This is a genomic window from Rhodopirellula sp. P2 (assembly GCF_028768465.1).
Taxonomy (GTDB): domain Bacteria; phylum Planctomycetota; class Planctomycetia; order Pirellulales; family Pirellulaceae; genus Rhodopirellula.
This window is the reverse complement of sequence record NZ_CP118225.1, coordinates 3,781,343-3,798,928: the sequence shown is the minus strand read 5'-3', so window position 1 is coordinate 3,798,928 and position 17,586 is coordinate 3,781,343. Positions and strand designations below refer to the sequence as shown.

The following is a 17,586-nucleotide window of genomic DNA, read 5'->3' as shown; positions in this document are numbered from 1 at the left end:
CCAACGAACGCCTTCGTGACCGCGAACGTTCGCCGCTCGCTCAAAACGAAAGCGATCTTGACGTGCACCGCCTTGAACCACCGCGTGATTTTCGCAACTTGAAACGGGCCTTGTTGTGCTCGCAACTGTGCCTGATTCTGATTGCGTTTGGATGGACAAGTCCTCTCCGTGCCGACGACGATCCTGTGCTCACCCTGTCGGACATCCAGGGTTCCGGTACAAACGATTTCCAAAGCGAAGCAGCACCGGTTGGTTTCAGCGAGATTCAACCGATCGATCTGGAATCCCAATTCGCAGAGATGCAAATGCGAATCCAAGAGTTGGAATCCGATCGATTCTCGGGTCGCAACACGCTGCAACGAGCGAAATTGGGGCTTCAATCAAGACCGGAAGAAGGACGCCTGTTTGCCAGCTTTGAAAGCGTTCTCGTCCAACCCACTCAGAGCAACAGCACCGCGATCATCGTGCAAACCGATGACGGGTTCTCACACATCGGGTTCCCCTGGCAAGTCGAGCACAGTCCCCGCGTTCAATTTGGCCGCGACGCCGCGAACGACACGCTTGGTTGGCGAGTTCGATTCTGGGAATTCCGTCACTCCGACGGCTTGATCGCCAATGATGCCAATGGATTGATCCCAACCGGCAACGAAGGCACGGCAGGCTACTTCATCGAAAACGGTGACATCCTGACCGGACTCGCCTTCATCAACGAAGGCGAATTTCAAAGCACTGTGCGCACCGACGTGATCGACTGGGAACTCCAACGCCGAATTGCCAACCCCGTGGATTTCTACGCCGGCATTCGGTACGCCAAAGTCGCTCAAGGTTACTTCGCCTCCACCGACGAGGGCACCATTCAAGGCCACTCGCAATTCCGTGGGATGGGGCCGACAATGGCATTGCATATCAACCATGTCCTGCCTGTTGAAAACCTGCAACTCTTCGCGAACCTTCGCGGCTCAATGCTCTACGGGGCCCGCAAGTTCTCTGCCACGGACAGCCTCACGCCGCTGGGCAACGTTCGCCAAACCATCGGCGACATTGACTTGCGGCCCGGCGACGACTCGGCGGACTCCTTGGTTGCCAACGCCGAGATGCAAATGGGGCTTCGGATCGTGATGACGGATCACTTCTCAATGACCGTTGCGATGGAAGCCATGCACTACAACGGCGTCGGCGGACCCAACCCAACGGGCGTGTTCACTGGCCCCGACGGCGGCCTCAACGGAGACTCGCCGATGGACGACAACCTTGGATTCCTTGGTTTGACCGTGGGATCTCAGTTGGTTTGGTAGACAACGGATTGGGTAGACAGCGATTTGGGAGCCGGAACCGCTTCGGAACTCACTCCCCACCCATTGCTTTTCGAAGCACGGGATCAAAAACGTCGGCCTGACGCATAAAGCCAAGGTCGCTGGCGTGAGAGCCATCGGTTGCGCCCTCGCCATCGGTTCCATACAGCTCATCGCCGGCGATGTAGTGCAGCCCAGTCACGCCGTCGGCCAGCAGTGACTTGTACGCGGCCTGCAAGGCCTGGTGATTCGCGGTGTGATGAGCATCCCGTGCGGGCAAGATCCAACTGTTCGTGTTCCGGCGATCTTCCACCAGAACGATCGGTGTGTTGGGTTTCGCTTTGCGGATTTGCTTGACCAACGGAACACATTTTTCTGACACCATCGCCGCATTCATGTTGGGCAAGCAATCGATGACGTAGACCGCGGCGTCAATCTGAACCAAGTAGTCGCCCACCTCCGCGTCCATCTTTCCGTTGCCAGAGAACCCGAGGTTCACGACTGGACGATCAAAACGGCGTCCCAGGATCCCGGTGTGCACCATTCCCGGACGACTCGCACAGGCTCCATGCGTGATGCTGGTCCCGTAAAACACAATTGGCTTTTCGCGGGGCGGCAACTGCTCAAACTTGCTGTCCGGCGAGACCCCGATCTTCAAAGACTCGACACCGTTGTACAGAGGCAGGTAGGCGGCGTACTCACGCATCCCCGGTGCCAATGAATCGATGACCTTTGCCTTGACCTCTTGCGATGTCGGGCGAGTGACCTGCACCCATCGCCAATTGCCTTCCCCGTCGCGAGCATAAAAGTCCACCCCGCTGACTCCGGTTGCGGGCATATGCGGCATCGCCAAACTGCTGTTGAGCAGTTTGTAGTGAGCATGAAGGGCAGTGGAATCCGTTTTGAAGCGAACCATCATGCCCGCCGAATGACGACTCAGGTTCCAAACGTTTGAAGTCACCGAACCATTGGCAGAAACAGGAAAGCGATCGAACCATCGCGCCCGTTCTTGATCGGGCAGGATTCGTCCTTCGATGTTCTGCTCCTCTACGTCATACCAAGCGACGCCGTCTTCGACGGTTCGGCCGGCTGCCATCTCCGGATCCAGATTGCCGATCGAGTCGACGACTTTTTCTTGAGCCTTGACTGGAACGACAAACCAAGGCAGCACAGCGACGAGGATGAACCAACGAGTCTTCATTTGGAACCACTTTTCATACGGGGCAGGGGAGGGGAGGGGAGGGAGACCGATTCTCTTGAGAATCAATCCCGCTTCTTTGCAAGCAAGAAGCGGCTGACCAACATAGTCGCCCAGGCTCGCTCAGTGTGGGGCAGGGCAGGGTGGATCGTCTCAGCAAGCCTGTTCCCTTCATCGCACAGGGCGTTTAGCCCTGAGAGATCCGGCTTCCCAACGATCTCAATCGGAACGCGAACGCGATCATCGCAATGCTGGAGACAATCGCCAACGCTCCCAGAACCCGCACCAACGTCAGCCCAAATCCCATCGGTGCGACCAACAGAGCAATGCCGATCAACACGGAAAGAATCCCGGCCAAGATCAACCAACCTTCGCCTTGGATGTGCCGGCGATCTTGAATCGCGGCCGCAATTTCGACCACGCCCGAGACAATCACCATCGCGCCAATCACGCTGATCACGATCGTTGCCGTCAACCCTGCGACCAGCATTGGGTTGGCGAACACAAACACCCCCGCCAAGACTTCGATCACACCCCGGACGATTGTCCCCATCCGGGACGGGGTGTCGCCGACCGCTCCCGCAATGATGGCCATGACCCCATCGAAGGCCAAGAAGAATCCTGCGACCTGGGCGAACGTTGCCAAGGTCATCCCGGGTTGAAACAAGGCGTAGATCCCCAACACCAACAACAACAAACCTCGGATCAGCGGCAACCACCAGAGTGACGCCACATCAACGAGCACGTTCCGCAGGGGATCCTTCGGTTCCGAATCAGACATCTTTCATTTCCTTTGTCGTGAACATCGCTCGCCAACGCACTGAAACAAGCTGACCATGCCAACGTGGCATCCGGCGTTTTTTGGCGGCTTCGAACCGCATCTTCGCACTTTGTGAGCGTCTATCCAACCGACCAAAGCACCGTTTCGAAAACGCGTGAAGCAATTTCCCAACAAGGTGTCGTCGTTGCCAACAAAACGTTCTCCCTTGCCGACGCTTCACATTCTTTCCCAATCGCGGGGCAGGGGAAGGCAGATGGAGTAGCCTCCACGGCCCTCCGGCCCCACAATGGCAGGGGAATCGACGCCGCCACCGCGACGATTTGATCGCCTCCGGCGGCCCCAACCGGTCACCCGAACGAGCGTTCTCGAATGAGAACGCTTTTACCCAAGGAATGTGCACGATGGAGTCCTCTCCCCAACCGCGAATTTGCTTCTCTCGGCGCATTGCGATGGCGGCGGCTATCATCCTGGTCGGATGGACGCAGCCCGTCTCAGCCCAGGTGGTCGAGGAACAAACGGTCCAATCCGCGACCGCCGTCCTGAATGAAACCATGTCCTCGCCCCTGAGCCAAATCCCGGCTCAGATGCTGCAAGATTGCCACGGGGTCGCGATCGTCCCCAACGTGATCAAAGGCAGCTTCATCGTCGGAGCTCGACATGGAAAAGGACTGCTCTTCATCCGTGATCCCGATGGCACCTGGCACGCCCCTGTGTTCATCACCTTGACGGGTGGCAATGTCGGTTGGCAAGTCGGCGTGCAAGCCTCGGACATCATCCTGGTCTTCAAAACGGCGCGCAGCGTGCAAGGCATCTTGTCCGGCAAACTCACGCTGGGTGGTGACGCATCCGCAGCAGCGGGCCCGGTCGGACGTCAAGCCGCCGTGGCCACCGACGGTCAACTGCAAGCGGAAATCTACACCTACTCTCGAAGCCGTGGCCTGTTCGCCGGCGTCTCGATTGATGGAACCGTCGTGCGGGTCGATCAAGTCGCAACCGGCATGTACTACCAAAGCCCCGCCCCTGGACAACCGGTGGTCATCCCCACCTCGGCAGCCCAATTGACGCAGGCCGTTGCCCGTTACGCTGGTCAACAAGCCCAGGTCACGCCTCCCGAACCCCAATCGCAGTTCGCTCAACAATACCGAAGCGATCGGCCCGCGGTACTGCAGGACCAATTGCTGCAAATCGCTCCCGAGTTGTTCAAACTGCTGGATCCCCAATGGACAGCGCACTTGGCACTGCCGCTGTCCGCCAATCCCAACCAAGCCCCTGATCCCCAAGCCTTGGCGGCCACGGTTGCACGCTACGACCAAGTCGCCAACGACCCGCAATATGCCTCCTTGGCGGCACGCCCGGAATTCCAATCCGTCTACAGTCTGCTCAAGTACTACCAGCACGCACTGACCCCCAACGCGCAAACGATCCAGCTGCCACCTCCGCCGGAGAATCGTTGATTATCCTGGGAGCTGTCCCGCTCCTTCCCCAAGCCTGCATCCCTGAGCGAATTGTCGAATGCGTTTTCTCCTGATCCTTCTTGGTTGCCTTCCGCTGACCATTTCGTCCGCCGACGATTCGCGGCCCAACATCGTGCTGATCATGGCCGACGACATCGGCATGGAAGGACTGGGGTGTTACGGCGGAGTCTCCTACGACACGCCAGCCCTGGATCAGTTGGCCAGCGATGGAGTCCGGTTCACACACGCGTATTCGCAACCGCTGTGCACCCCGACTCGTGTTCAATTGATGTCGGGCAAGTACAACCATCGCAACTGGAAGACATTTGGAATCCTCGATCCAAACGTGAAAACCTTTGGTCACCGTATGAAGGAGGAAGGTTACGCCACGGCGATCTTTGGCAAGTGGCAATTGCAATCCTACGACCCGCCCGGATACCCCGGGTCAGAAGAACGCCGCGGAACCGGAATGCATCCCCAAGACGCGGGCTTTGACCGATACGCTCTGTACCACGCCTTGCACACCGAAGACAAAGGCTCACGCTACGCCAACCCAACCATGCTGGAAGGCGAAGCAGGGCAGGGCGGTGAGCTGAAAACCTATCCCGGCCAATTTGGCGAAGATGTCTGGGTGAAAAAGACAATCGACTTCCTCAAGCAAGATCGCAATGAGCCGGCGTTCGTCTATTACCCCATGGCTCTGCCGCACTGGCCATTTGTCCCAACGCCAATCAGCGACGACTGGGATCCATCCCAACCAGTCGTGGAGCAACTGAGGTACTTCAAGGACATGGTCGAGTACATGGACGTTGCGGTTGGGAACTTGATTCAGGGGCTGCAGTCCAATGGTTTGCGAGAGAACACGGTCGTCATCTTTTACGGTGACAACGGAACGCACCTGAAAGTGGTTTCCAAGCTTTCCGATGGACGGTCAATCCAAGGAGGCAAAGGGCTGACCAAACAGACCGGCATCCACGTCCCTTTGATCGTGTCGTGGCCTGGGCATATCCAGCCCCGTGTGAGTGACAAGCTGATCGACGCATCCGATTTTTATCCGACGTTGGTTGAACTGGCAGGCGGCAAAGTGGCGGAAGACCCAACGATGGACGGCATCAGTTTCGCGCCAGAATTGTTCGGCAAAGACGGCCCGCACAAAGAGTCCTTGTTCTTTTGGTACGACCCTCGTCCAGGCGAAGACAAATCGCAATTCACTCGGGAAGTGTTTGCACTCAATCGCACGCACAAGTACTTCCGCGATGGCCGCTTATTCCGTCTCACAGATCGGCCACTGGAAGAGATCGCCATCGACCGGGACCAGACCACCGCCGAAGACAAAGCCGCGATCAAACAACTTCGGCAGCGGATTGCCGATGCGATGTCAGGGGTCGACGAACCACCGCTGCTGGATGCCACTGGGCAACCGATCACACAGTGAGCTGCCGATGCATTTGCTGTTTCGATGACAAATCAATCGTCCCGGAACGTTCACCAAAGTGACCTCCGAAAGAACGACATCACGGATCGCGGTGGTTCGCTCGAAACTTTCTGGGGGAACACCCGCACGTCTTTCGAAACACTTCGTTGAAGCGGCTGAGACTTTGAAACCCTGACGCCAAACTGATATCGAGCACCGATTGATTGGTCGTCACAAGCAATCGTTGGGCCTCCGACAAGCGATGCTGAGTGATGAAACTGGTGATCGAGATGCCAAACGTCTTTCGAAACAGATTCATGGCATAGTTCGGATGCAATCCGACCGCCTCCGCGATCGCCTTGGACGTCAACGCCTGGTGAAAATGGCGAGCGATGTAGCAAGCCAACTGATCGGCACTCGAGAGATCCCCTGCCGGCTCCCCGGTCCCACCAATCGACTTGTCACGAGCGAAGCGAAGCAGACGAGCTTGAATCTCGAGTTGTGCGGCACGAGACAGCGCGAGATCCTGACTTGCCAAGTCAGACTCCCATCGCCGGAAAGACGCGAAGTCTCTCTCGTCATGATCTGAACTGATCAACACCTCGCCTTGGAGGGTTCGGTTCACAATGTCGGGGTCGATCCCAGATCGCATGAATTCATTCAGCGGCAACGTCACCACGAAATAGGGCTCGCCCCCATCAAACTCAACAATTTGATGAGGAATGGCGGCCCAAAAGAGCCCCATCTGCCCGGCGTGGATCGTGTCTCTGTGTCCGCCCACCAAGTACGTCAGCGACCCGGACGCTAAGAAATTCAGCTCGATTTCGCTGTGCCGATCGGCACGCGGCATCGCGACAGGCAGCCACCTTTCACAGGTGAAGCCATAGGGGGCAAACTCGGGGCGAGTCGTATCGAACTGCTTCATCGACCTTAGAATTCCGTTACTTATCGGCCCCAAACAAGGAGACTCCCGGGAGAACGAAGCTTAGTCTAATCCCATCAGGTGCAACAAAGCGGTACGAACGGACTGTCAAATTGCAAGTCCGGCCGGAACAACTTCGTTGCTCAACAAACTTGTTTAGCAGGTACGCAGGAATGATTGGGTTTCATCTCGTGAGCCGTTTGGGCGTTCGCCCCGGTTGCGCGTGGGAACTGTGTCCATCGTCAAACAGCTTCATCCCCGATGACACCTGCTTCGCGAGCAATTGGGAGCCAGCCACGCATTGAATCACCAGATCGCTCGCGCCCGATCGCGTCACCGCAAACAACAAACTCCTATTTGAATGCCCACATGATTCAAACATCTCGAAAAACAGCCTTCGTTTGCCTCACGGCTTTGCTATTGATCGGATTGGTCGATCACCTCCCAGCGCACACAGCCGATTTTGTGGTTGCCTTGGATGGCAGCGGGGATTTCCGGACCGTGCAAGAAGCGATCGAGGCGACACCAACGGACCACCCCAAACGCACAGTGATCTTCGTCCGTCCCGGTGTCTACCAAGAGAAGATTCGAGTTCCTTCAGACCGGCAACGCTTGACCCTGATCGGCGAATCACCCGAGACCACGATCCTCACGTTTGACGACTACGCCGGAAAGTCGTCCGACTACGCCAGCACTCGGATCTTGGCGGACGACTTCTTTGCCGCCAACCTGACGTTTCAGAACACCATCGACAGCCGTTCCGGTGTCCGTGGCGGCCAAGCGGCGGCGTTGCGAGTTGACGGCGATCGAGCGGCCTTTTATCGCTGCCGGATCATGGGTTTCCAGGACACCTACTACACCGGCCGGAACAAGCGATCCTATCACAAGGATTGTCTCATCGAAGGCACGACGGACTTCATCTATGGCGACGGAATCGCTTTGTTTGAAGACTGCACGATTGTCAATCGTCGCAATTCGCACATCACGGCTCACAGCCAGAAGCTGAAGGACGCCAAGCACGTCAACCAATTTGGATATGTGTTTCAAAACTGTGTGATCAAGAAACACCCCGACGAACAGGTTTCCAAAGCGTCCCTGGGACGGCCCTGGGGCAACGCGGCTCGTGTCGTCTACTTGAATTGTGAACTGGGGTCCCATCTTCGCGCGGAAGGGTGGTCGGAATGGCGAGGGAGAACCAATCACCAAACCGCGTACTATGCGGAATACAACAACCGCGGTCCGGGCAACCAACCCGACCAACGCTTGCCATGGACTCGGCAACTGACAGCGACCGAAAGTGCCTTGTACACTCCCGAAAACATCTTCAAGGCGAGCAGCACCACCGCCGTGAAGCTGGAAGGGGACTGGGTCCCAGACATCGCGACACTGTCCTCAGCGATTCAGCCACCAGCCGACAATGCCCAAACCTCCATAGCCAACCGCACTTCAGCCGACACTCCGACCGCGAAACCAAAACCACGCGTGTTGGTCACCAGTGACGGCGAAATCGATGATCAATGTTCGTTGGTGCGCTTTCTGTTGTACGCCAATGAATGGGAGATCGAGGGAATCATCACGTCGAGTTCCCAGTATCACGCCCACGATCACAGGTGGCCCGGCGATGACTGGATTCAACCATTCTTGGCGGCCTATTCAAAGGTCTACCCGAACCTCATCCAACATGACCCGGAGTACCCAACCGCGGAGTTCCTTCAGTCCCGCACCCTCCTTGGCAACGTCCGGACCGAAGGCGAGATGGATGAAATCACGCCCGGATCGCAACACATCGTGAAGGTTCTGTTAGATGAAACCGACAACCGCCCAATCTGGATTCAAGCCTGGGGCGGAACAAACACGATCGCTCGCGCCCTGAAGACGATCGAGTCGGAACATCCAGAAAAGATGGAATCGGTGGCCAACAAGATTCGGTTCTTTTTCATCTGGGAACAGGACTCCACGTACCAGTCCTACATTCGACCTCACTGGGGCCAGCACAACATTCCGACGATCATCTCGGATCAGTTCATCGCGATCTTTTACCGCTGGAAGAAATACCTTCCTGCGGAGCAGCAATCCTACCTGACCGGCGCATGGATGAAGCCCCATGTCTTGGAAGACCACGGGCCCTTGTGCGCACTCTACCCGGCTCACACGGGCGACAACAAAGGGTTCGACGCAGGCGATTTTCGATCCGAGGGTGACTCCCCCGCCTTCCTGCATACGATCCCAGTCGGACTGCGCAGCATGGAATCACCGGGCTGGGGCGGTTGGGGCGGCCGGTACGTCAAGGTCCGCGAGAACACCTGGCTGGATCCTGTCGCGGATCCGAACTACAGCTATCCCGAGGGGCGCTGGTACGGAAACTCTGCCTGGGGACGCTCGCGGCTTCGTGAGAACAGAACGAACGATCCCGAGCTGACGCAGTACGTGAAACCAATTTGGCGATGGACGGAAGCGATGCAAAATGACTTTGCCTCCCGCGCAGATTGGTGCGTCAAGTCTTTCGCCGAAGCCAACCACCCGCCTGTGGTCAAGCTCGCGACGCCACTCGATCAGCAGGTGCAACCGGGCGAGAAAGTGGTCCTGAGTGCAAGGGGAACAAGCGACCCCGACGGGGATGAACTGAGCTACCGCTGGTGGCATTACCGAGAAGCGGGCTCCTTCCACGAAACCATCCAAATCCACGATTCCGCAGAACAGGACGCCTCGTTCACCGTTCTCGAGTCCGCCCACCGAGGCGAAACCATTCATGTCGTCTGCGAAGTGACCGACAATGGCACCCCGGCATTGACCCGCTACCAACGAGTCGTCATCCAAATCGAATGATGAAACAGCCGCCAGCCAACAGCGACGAACTGCCAAAACGTTTGACACCGAAGACCGTCACCTTCTCCACTCTTTTCCAAGAATCCATCCATGCCTCTTCCATCCATCAACGCCATCGCCATGGTTGGCATTTTGTTCATTGCGGCGGACGCGTCCGCACAAAGTCCGCTGGCATTTCCGAGCGCCGAAGGTTACGGAAAACACACGGTGGGCGGTCGCGGCGGCAAGGTCTTCGAAGTGACCAACCTCAATGACTCTGGCGATGGCAGCCTGCGTGCGGCAGTGGAGGCCAAGGGGCCGCGAACAGTCGTCTTCCGAGTCTCCGGAACCATCAAGCTGAACAGCGACCTCCGAATCAGAAACCCAAACATCACCATCGCTGGCCAAACGGCACCCGGAGACGGAATTTGCCTCCGGGGTTATCCACTCATGATCAGTGCCGATGAAGTGATCATTCGATATCTCCGCGTCCGCTTCGGGGATGAATCCGGGAAGGACGCCGACGCCATCTCCGCCAGATACGTCAAGAACCTGATCCTGGATCATGTGTCGGCAAGCTGGAGCGTCGATGAAACAGTGTCCATCTACCACTGTGAAAACGTCACAGTTCAGTGGTGCATGATCACAGAAAGTTTGTTCGACTCCAACCACTCCAAAAGCAACCACGGTTTCGGCGGCATCTGGGGATCCAACCACAGCACTTACCACCACAACCTGATCGCACATCATTCCAGTCGCAACCCTCGATTCGCATCCGGATGCGGCAACACGGATTATCGCAACAACGTGGTGTACAACTGGGGCTATCGAAGCTGCTATGGAGGCGAAAAGAGACAGAACGACAAGTTCAACTTCACCAACATCAACATGGTCGCCAACTACTACAAACCCGGCCCCGCAACGGACCCCGCCCGGATTGCCGAGCTCGCTGAACCATCGTCCCGAGGCGCCGACGACAAGGGGCATTGGTATGTCGCCGACAATGTCATCGAGGGCAGCCCCTCGGTCTCAGCGGACAACTGGAGCGGTGTTCGCGGCAACAACTTCATCCAACTTGACCAACCCTGGGTAGCGATGCCAATCAATCAACAAACCGCTGAAGAAGCATTCGAGGCCGTTCTCCAGCATGCAGGAGCGTCCTGGCCCAAACGGGATTCGATCGATTCACGTATCATCCAAGAAGTCCGCGATGGCTCGGCAACCTACGAAGGCGTTTACAAAACCAAGAAACGCGTGAGCAGTGACACTCAAATCACTGGCATCATTGATTCGCAACAGGACGTCGGTGGCTGGCCTGAACTCAAAAACGCAACCGCGGCTCCCGACACGGACCACGATGGCATCCCGGATGCATGGGAAGCAGAGCATGAATTGGATCCGAATGATGCTCAGGATGGGAACCAACTCAATCCCGCCGGCTACACCATGCTCGAACAATACATCGCCAGCATCCAATAGGCGTTTCCAATCAACACGCCCCTGATGCATTCACTTCAACACGACATCACCGTTGGCAACGGACGACGCACCATGCGAATCGCTTGCAAAATCCTTGCACTCTATGTTGGCATCTGGTCGCTTGCATTCACAGCCTCCGCTCAACCGACGGCGCCACCAGGTCTCCGTTCGGTCGAGCCAATCGTGGTGGGGGAAGTGAACTGGACCGACGGTTTCTGGGCCCAACGCCTGCAGACTTGTCGTGAAAAGACGATCCCAGCGATGTGGGAGATCATGCGTGGCACCCAGTACAAGCCCTACCTGGAACATTTCCGCATCGCAGCCGGGTTGGCTGAAGGCAGGTACCGCGGGGCGTCGTTCAATGACGGTGACTTCTACAAGTGGATGGAGGCGGTCTGCTCGCTGCAAGCTGTTGACAACGACCACAATTGGGAGCGACGACTCGACGAGATCATCACAATCATTGGCAAAGCACAACGAAACGACGGATACATCCACACCCCCGTTCTGATTGCCAACCGAAACGGCGATGACAGTGTCCAGCCATTTGGCGATCGCTTCAACTTCGAGATGTACAACATGGGACACCTGATGACGGCGGCGTGTGTCCATCATCAAGTGACCGGCAAGAACAGCTTGCTCCGCATCGCACAACGAGCCGCCGACTTTCTCGACGACGCCTATCGCAATCCAACGCCTGAACAAGCGGGGCACGCGATCTGCCCATCCCACTACATGGGATTGCTCGATCTGTATCGCACCACCGGAGAAGCCCGATACTTGGATCTCGCGAAGCGACTGGTCAAAATGCGTGACCTGACCGTCGACGGGGGAGACGACAATCAAGACCGCATGCCATTCACGCAACAAACCGAAGCGGTCGGCCACGCGGTGCGAGCCACCTATCTCTACGCGGGAATCGCCGACCTGTATGCGGAAACCGGCGACGATGCCTTGTGGTCGTCTCTAGAAAAGATCTGGCAGAACGTCGTCCACCAAAAGATGTACATCACCGGTGGTTGTGGTGCCCTGCATGATGGTGCTTCTCCCGATGGATCCAAAAACCAACGCGAAATCACTCGCGTCCATCAAGCCTTCGGCCGCAACTACCAACTCCCCAACACAACGGCACACAACGAAACCTGTGCAAACATCGGCAACGTGCTTTGGAATTGGCGGATGTTTCTCGCCAGTGGCGATCCGAAACACATCGATGTCTTGGAACTTGCACTCTACAACTCCGTTCTGTCGGGTGTCGACCTCGACGGCACAAACTTCTTCTACACCAATCCACTTCGGCAATCTGACACGGCGCCGGTCGCCTTGCGTTGGGCCGGCGGCCGAAAGCCGTTCGTGACATCGTTCTGTTGTCCACCCAACCTGGCCCGGACGATTGCTGGTGTTGGCCAATACGCCTACGGCAAATCAGACGACACGGTCTGGGTCAACTTGTATGGCAGCAACACGCTGGACACCCACCTCACCAACAGCGGTCACGTTCGCATTGAACAAACCACCGACTACCCATGGAACGGTCGCATTCAAATCACCGTCGCAGAGTGCCAGAACCAACCGCTGAGTTTGAAGCTACGAATCCCCGCTTGGACCACCACGGCCACGCTCGAAATCGATGGTGTCCCAACCGAAGCCCCCCTCACACCGGGCAGCTACGTTTCATTGGAACGCGTCTGGAGCCCGGGCACAGTCATCGAACTGGACTTCGCGATGCCCGCACGCCTCATCGAGTCGCATCCGCTCGTGGAAGAGACTCGCAACCACGTGGCGGTCAAACGTGGCCCCATCATTTACTGCCTGGAATCGGTCGACCTTCCAGATGACACCTCGCTCGCAGAACTTCGCGTCCCGAAAAACGCGGAACTGATCCCACGTTTTGAGCCTGAACTCCTCGACGGAGTCACGGTTCTCGACGCGGAGCTGAGTTTGAAGCAGAGCGGCCCTTGGCGAAACCAACTTTACCGCGAATTCAATCCGACACCGTCTACCCCCGTTGCAGTCCAGCTCATTCCCTATTTCGCTTGGGCCAACCGTGGGAAGTCTGAAATGTCGGTGTGGCTACCGCTCGATTGAAGCTGCCCAGATCCTCCAATTCCTATCACTCGATGGCGAACCTCAGCATGAATGATCATCCGTCCAATCCGCGACTTGCCGGACTTCTATCGCTTTTCTTCGCCGCCTTCGTGTGGACGTCGCTCGCGTCCGCCGAGGAAAGCGACGCTCCTATCGGATGGGCCTCGGTCAGTGGCCGTGGAGTCGAAACGACCACTGGTGGGAGAAACGGTGATGTCGTGACAGCCCGCACCGCAGAGGAGTTGGCCGAGTACGCGTCCCGCCCCGAACCACTGACAATTTTGATCGAAGGAGCGATCACCGGAGACGGTCAAATCAAGATCGCGTCCAACAAAACACTGCTTGGTTTGGGAGCATCCACATCGCTCAAAAACATCGAACTGAACATGAGCGGTGTTTCGAACATCATCATTCGCAACCTCCACATCTCGGACGCTCGCGATGCGATCGCGCTGCGTCGAACCCACCATGCGTGGATCGATCACTGTAACCTCTCGGAATGCGGCGACGGCTTGCTCGACATCACCAACCAATCCGACTTCGTGACCGTTTCCTGGACTCGATTCTCAAAGCATCACAAGACGATGCTGATCAACAGCGGCACCAGCCAACCGGAAGATTCAGGTTACCTCAACACCACCATCCATCATTGCTGGTTCGATGGTTCCGACACCCGCAACCCTCGGGTGGGTTACGGCAAGGTTCACGTGTTCAACTGCCTTTACTCAAAAAATGATTACGGAATCGGATTGCACTCACAGTGCTTGGTACTCGCCCAACGCAATCACTTTGATCAAGTGAAGCATCCGATCAAACAGATGTATCGCCCCGATCCAACGGACATTCACCATGGTTTCTGCGAGTCGGTGGGGAACATCTTCCAGAACTGCAGGGGAGCACAGGACGACGAGGGAAAGAGCTTTCCCGCGAAAGAATTTTACGAATACGAATCCAAGATGGATGACGTGGCCCGTGTACCGGAGATTGTCCAATCCAACGCGGGCCCCCAAGAACACATCGGGAGAACAGCGTCGCGACAGTGACGAATGGATGAGAGTGAATTCTCGCGTGGAAGACCTCGGGCACATCGGAATGCGATACAATCCGGGCCTCCCGCCTGAACCCCACCTTCCTTCCCACCTCACGAGGCCGCGCCATGCGTCCGATCGTCCAGATTTCGTTGGACCTGACCAACATTGATGAAGCCCTTGAAACCGCCGAATTGGCGATGCGAGCGGGGGTGGATTGGCTGGAAGCAGGCACCCCGCTGATCTTGGCCGAAGGCTTGCACGGCGTCCGAGAACTTCGTGCTGCGTTCCCCAAGACGCCGATTGTTGCCGACCTCAAAACCATGGACGGCGGGTACTTGGAAGCCGAGATGATGGCCAATGCCGGCGCGACCCACGTTGTTGTCATGGCCCGAGCTCACGAAGAAACCATCCGCTGCGTCGTCAAAGCGGGAGCCGACTTTGGTTGCCAAGTCATGGGCGACAACATGGTCAGCGAAGACATGGTCGCCGGTGCCAAACGACTGGAAGATCTGGGGTGCGGTTTCGTCATCCACCACATCGGGTACGACGAACGCCGAGGCATCGCGGCTCGTGGCGATCGAATGCCGAGTCCGCTGGATCAATTGCGTGAAGTCGTGCAAGCGGTGAAGGTTCCCGTTCAAGCGGTTGGAGGTTTGTCGATCGAACAAGCCATCGAGTGTCCCAAGTACGGTGCCCCTTTGGTGGTCCTGGGCGCGCCACTGACCATCGATGCCGATGCGTTTCGCACCGCCGATGGTGACCTGGAAGCGTCGCTGCGAATGATCTGCGATGCCGTGCACGCTCAAGACGTCGCCTAAGCAGGTACGCAGGTGTCATCGGGTATGTGAGCCGTTGGCGTTAGCCACGGTTTTCACTCGCAACCGGGGTCAACGCCCAAACGGCTCACAGGGTGAACCCCAATCATTCCTGCTTCACAGCGTCAACAAGCTCTCTGTCATAACCCGCAGCGTGAGCGAGGGACGGAGTTGCCCCGAACTCCTCGCGACTGCTCTCGGATTATCAGACGTTCCGACTCTTTTTCACTTCGACAATCAACAGGCAAAAAGATGCAATCCGCCGCGGTAGTGAACTACGCTCCCGAACCGAACTCCGTTGAAATTCGCGAAGTCGATCGCCCGGAGATCGGCTCACAAGATGTCTTGCTGGAAGTCTCCCACGTGGGCGTCTGCGGCAGCGATCTCCATCAGTGGACCGCCCATCATTCTTGGCCCGTGAACTACCCCGTCGTTTTGGGCCACGAATTTGGCGGCCACATCGTGGAGATCGGAAACGACGTGGAGGGTTGGAAAGAGGGAGACCGCGTGGTCAGCGAAACCGCCGCGATCATCGATTCCAACAATCCGATGTCACGGCGAGGCCTCTACAACCTGGACCCCACACGCAAAGGGTTTGGGTATGGAGTGGACGGCGCAATGACCCGCCACGTTCGCGTTCCGTCGCGAATTCTTCATGAAGTCCCCGACTCACTTGCATTCGAACACGCGTGCCTGACCGAACCCTGCTGCGTCGCTTACAACGCCGTCGTTCGTAATGCACGCATTGAACCGGGTGATCGAGTGATCGTGATGGGGCCGGGGACAATCGGCATCTTGTGCGCCGCCATGGCTCGCCTTTGCGGTGCCGAGGTGGCTTTGGTGGGACTGGAGTCCGATCGTCATCGTTTGAACATCGCGGAAGAAAACTACGGCTGCCAAGGCATCGTCGGTGATCCAACCGAATGGGCCAACCAACGCGACGGGCTGGGATGCGACGGCGTGATCGATGCGGCCGGATCCAGTGCCACGCTTGAAATTGCCATGCAAGTTGTCCGTCCTGCGGGATGGATCAGCAAAGTCGGTTGGGGTCCCCAACCGCTTGGCTATAACTTGGATCCACTGGTGCAAAAAAACGTGACTCTGCAAGGAAGCTTCAGCCACAACTGGCCGATCTGGGAACGCGTGCTGGCATTGCTCACCAGCGGACAACTGAACGTTGCCCCGATCATCGGCGGGATCTGGCCAATCGACCAATGGCAAACCGCCTTTGACAAAATGCACCGTGGCGAAGTCGTCAAAGCCGTCCTCCAACCCATCTGACAATCCATCCAACCCAAAGTGGCATCGGCTTCCAGCCTGTGTTTTTTCTCACAGGCTGGAAGCCGATGCCACTGTCCTTACCAAACAGCAGTCCCAACCATGCCCCAACTGGCCGCGTTTCCCAAAGCCTACATGACCGCGTTGTGCAAAGACGGCTCGATGAAGCTGGCCGAGTGGTTTGCACTGGCCTCCACCCTCGACGTGCAAGGACTGGAGTTCTACGCCGGCTTCCTCGAACTGGAAGCCCCAAGCAACTGGCCCGGGCTTCGCCAACAAGTCGAAGACCTTGGGATGGTCATCCCCATGCTGTGCTGCTCGCCCGATTTCACCCACCCTGACCAAGCCTTCCGCGACGCTCAGATCCAACAGCAAATGCGTTGGATTGAGATGACCGACACGCTTGGTGGCAGCTACTGCCGGGTGCTCAGCGGACAACGACGTCCCGAATTGAGCACCGAGGAAGGCGTTCGCCTGGCCGCCGACAGCATCACTCAGTGCCTTCCCTATGCCGCCGATCGAGGCATCACGTTGATTCTCGAAAACCACTACAAGGATGACTTCTGGGAGTACCCCGAGTTTGCCCAATCCATGGGCGTTTTCTGTGACCTGGTGAATGCCATCGATCATCCGAACTTCGGCGTCAACTATGACCCCAGCAATGCCTTTCTAGCGGGGGACGATCCCCTGGAATTGCTTCGCCGCGTGTCGCACCGCGTCGTCACCATGCACGCCAGCGATCGTTTCCTGATCGAAGGCACCCTCGAGGACCTGCGGGCTGAAGAAGGCGGATCGGTCGGCTACGCTCAACGACTTCGGCATGGCGAAATCGGCAAGGGCCTGAACGACTATGATGCCATCTTCCGCGAACTAAAATCCAAAGGGTTTGATTCCTGGATCAGCATCGAAGACGGAGTCGATGGCATCGACCAACTTCGCCGCAGCGCCGATTTCCTACGCGGCAAAATTGCCGAACACTGGAATTGATTCGACTGAATCCCCCTGTCATTCATCCCTTGTCCCACCCCG

At 57.2% G+C, this 17,586-nt stretch carries 13 protein-coding genes; 10 read left to right on the top strand and 3 right to left on the bottom strand.

Annotation, left to right across the window (positions count from 1 at the left end; genetic code table 11):
* Positions 1 to 110: 110 nt before the first annotated feature.
* Positions 111 to 1,295 carry an Lpg1974 family pore-forming outer membrane protein gene (locus tag PSR62_RS13380; protein WP_274403510.1) on the top strand — a complete coding sequence of 395 codons (1,185 nt, stop codon included), beginning with the start codon at positions 111 to 113 and terminating at the stop codon, positions 1,293 to 1,295.
* 49 nt (positions 1,296 to 1,344) lie between these two features.
* On the opposite strand, the gene PSR62_RS13375 is transcribed toward PSR62_RS13380, so the two are convergent.
* Positions 1,345 to 2,493 (bottom strand): SGNH/GDSL hydrolase family protein, encoded by a 1,149-nt coding sequence (locus PSR62_RS13375; RefSeq protein ID WP_274403509.1) that lies wholly within the window; start codon positions 2,491 to 2,493, stop codon positions 1,345 to 1,347.
* A gap of 184 nt (positions 2,494 to 2,677) precedes the next feature.
* Positions 2,678 to 3,271, bottom strand: a complete 594-nt coding sequence (locus PSR62_RS13370) for an HdeD family acid-resistance protein (protein WP_274403508.1) — start codon at positions 3,269 to 3,271, stop codon at positions 2,678 to 2,680.
* Positions 3,272 to 3,672: 401 nt separating this feature from the next.
* Here PSR62_RS13370 and PSR62_RS13365 point away from each other — a divergent pair, with 401 nt between their 5' ends.
* Together PSR62_RS13365 and PSR62_RS13360 are read left to right on the top strand one after the other, a co-directional pair.
* Entirely contained in the window at positions 3,673 to 4,725 is a 1,053-nt protein-coding gene (locus tag PSR62_RS13365; protein WP_443217269.1) for a lipid-binding SYLF domain-containing protein, read from the top strand.
* A 58-nt stretch (positions 4,726 to 4,783) separates the two neighbouring features.
* Positions 4,784 to 6,160: a sulfatase-like hydrolase/transferase gene (locus PSR62_RS13360; protein WP_274403506.1), complete on the top strand. Its 1,377-nt coding sequence runs from the start codon at positions 4,784 to 4,786 to the stop codon at positions 6,158 to 6,160.
* 79 nt (positions 6,161 to 6,239) lie between these two features.
* Here the strand turns inward: PSR62_RS13360 and PSR62_RS13355 are convergent, their stop codons facing one another.
* Complete coding sequence (locus PSR62_RS13355) at positions 6,240 to 7,064, bottom strand: helix-turn-helix domain-containing protein (protein ID WP_274403505.1); 825 nt, start codon at positions 7,062 to 7,064, stop codon at positions 6,240 to 6,242.
* A 366-nt stretch (positions 7,065 to 7,430) separates the two neighbouring features.
* Here PSR62_RS13355 and PSR62_RS13350 point away from each other — a divergent pair, with 366 nt between their 5' ends.
* The 7 genes from PSR62_RS13350 to PSR62_RS13320 all read left to right on the top strand — a co-directional run bounded on the left by PSR62_RS13350 (position 7,431) and on the right by PSR62_RS13320 (position 17,544).
* Positions 7,431 to 9,887: a pectinesterase family protein gene (locus PSR62_RS13350; RefSeq protein ID WP_274403504.1), complete on the top strand. Its 2,457-nt coding sequence runs from the start codon at positions 7,431 to 7,433 to the stop codon at positions 9,885 to 9,887.
* Between the two features lie 90 nt (positions 9,888 to 9,977).
* Positions 9,978 to 11,345 carry a pectate lyase gene (locus PSR62_RS13345; RefSeq protein WP_274403503.1) on the top strand — a complete coding sequence of 456 codons (1,368 nt, stop codon included), beginning with the start codon at positions 9,978 to 9,980 and terminating at the stop codon, positions 11,343 to 11,345.
* 24 nt (positions 11,346 to 11,369) lie between these two features.
* On the top strand, positions 11,370 to 13,433 hold the full coding sequence (locus tag PSR62_RS13340) for an aceric acid hydrolase (RefSeq protein WP_274403502.1): 2,064 nt from the start codon (positions 11,370 to 11,372) through the stop codon (positions 13,431 to 13,433).
* Positions 13,434 to 13,480: 47 nt separating this feature from the next.
* Positions 13,481 to 14,476, top strand: a complete 996-nt coding sequence (locus PSR62_RS13335) for a pectate lyase family protein (protein WP_274403501.1) — start codon at positions 13,481 to 13,483, stop codon at positions 14,474 to 14,476.
* A 113-nt stretch (positions 14,477 to 14,589) separates the two neighbouring features.
* On the top strand, positions 14,590 to 15,282 hold the full coding sequence (locus PSR62_RS13330) for an orotidine 5'-phosphate decarboxylase / HUMPS family protein (RefSeq protein WP_274403500.1): 693 nt from the start codon (positions 14,590 to 14,592) through the stop codon (positions 15,280 to 15,282).
* 249 nt (positions 15,283 to 15,531) lie between these two features.
* Complete coding sequence (locus PSR62_RS13325; RefSeq protein WP_274403499.1) at positions 15,532 to 16,560, top strand: zinc-binding dehydrogenase; 1,029 nt, start codon at positions 15,532 to 15,534, stop codon at positions 16,558 to 16,560.
* A gap of 99 nt (positions 16,561 to 16,659) precedes the next feature.
* Positions 16,660 to 17,544, top strand: a complete 885-nt coding sequence (locus tag PSR62_RS13320) for a sugar phosphate isomerase/epimerase family protein (protein WP_274403498.1) — start codon at positions 16,660 to 16,662, stop codon at positions 17,542 to 17,544.
* Positions 17,545 to 17,586: the final 42 nt, after the last annotated feature.

What these genes read in the sequence shown, in the direction of transcription:
- PSR62_RS13375 (WP_274403509.1), bottom strand. Translation starts at nt 2,493, where the DNA reads ATGAAGACTCGTTGGTTCATCCTCGTCGCTGTGCTGCCTTGGTTTGTC.
- PSR62_RS13370 (WP_274403508.1), bottom strand. Translation starts at nt 3,271, where the DNA reads ATGTCTGATTCGGAACCGAAGGATCCCCTGCGGAACGTGCTCGTTGAT.
- PSR62_RS13365 (WP_443217269.1), top strand. Translation starts at nt 3,673, where the DNA reads ATGGAGTCCTCTCCCCAACCGCGAATTTGCTTCTCTCGGCGCATTGCG.
- PSR62_RS13360 (WP_274403506.1), top strand. Translation starts at nt 4,784, where the DNA reads ATGCGTTTTCTCCTGATCCTTCTTGGTTGCCTTCCGCTGACCATTTCG.
- PSR62_RS13355 (WP_274403505.1), bottom strand. Translation starts at nt 7,064, where the DNA reads ATGAAGCAGTTCGATACGACTCGCCCCGAGTTTGCCCCCTATGGCTTC.
- PSR62_RS13350 (WP_274403504.1), top strand. Translation starts at nt 7,431, where the DNA reads ATGATTCAAACATCTCGAAAAACAGCCTTCGTTTGCCTCACGGCTTTG.
- PSR62_RS13345 (WP_274403503.1), top strand. Translation starts at nt 9,978, where the DNA reads ATGCCTCTTCCATCCATCAACGCCATCGCCATGGTTGGCATTTTGTTC.
- PSR62_RS13340 (WP_274403502.1), top strand. Translation starts at nt 11,370, where the DNA reads ATGCATTCACTTCAACACGACATCACCGTTGGCAACGGACGACGCACC.
- PSR62_RS13335 (WP_274403501.1), top strand. Translation starts at nt 13,481, where the DNA reads ATGAATGATCATCCGTCCAATCCGCGACTTGCCGGACTTCTATCGCTT.
- PSR62_RS13330 (WP_274403500.1), top strand. Translation starts at nt 14,590, where the DNA reads ATGCGTCCGATCGTCCAGATTTCGTTGGACCTGACCAACATTGATGAA.
- PSR62_RS13325 (WP_274403499.1), top strand. Translation starts at nt 15,532, where the DNA reads ATGCAATCCGCCGCGGTAGTGAACTACGCTCCCGAACCGAACTCCGTT.
- PSR62_RS13320 (WP_274403498.1), top strand. Translation starts at nt 16,660, where the DNA reads ATGCCCCAACTGGCCGCGTTTCCCAAAGCCTACATGACCGCGTTGTGC.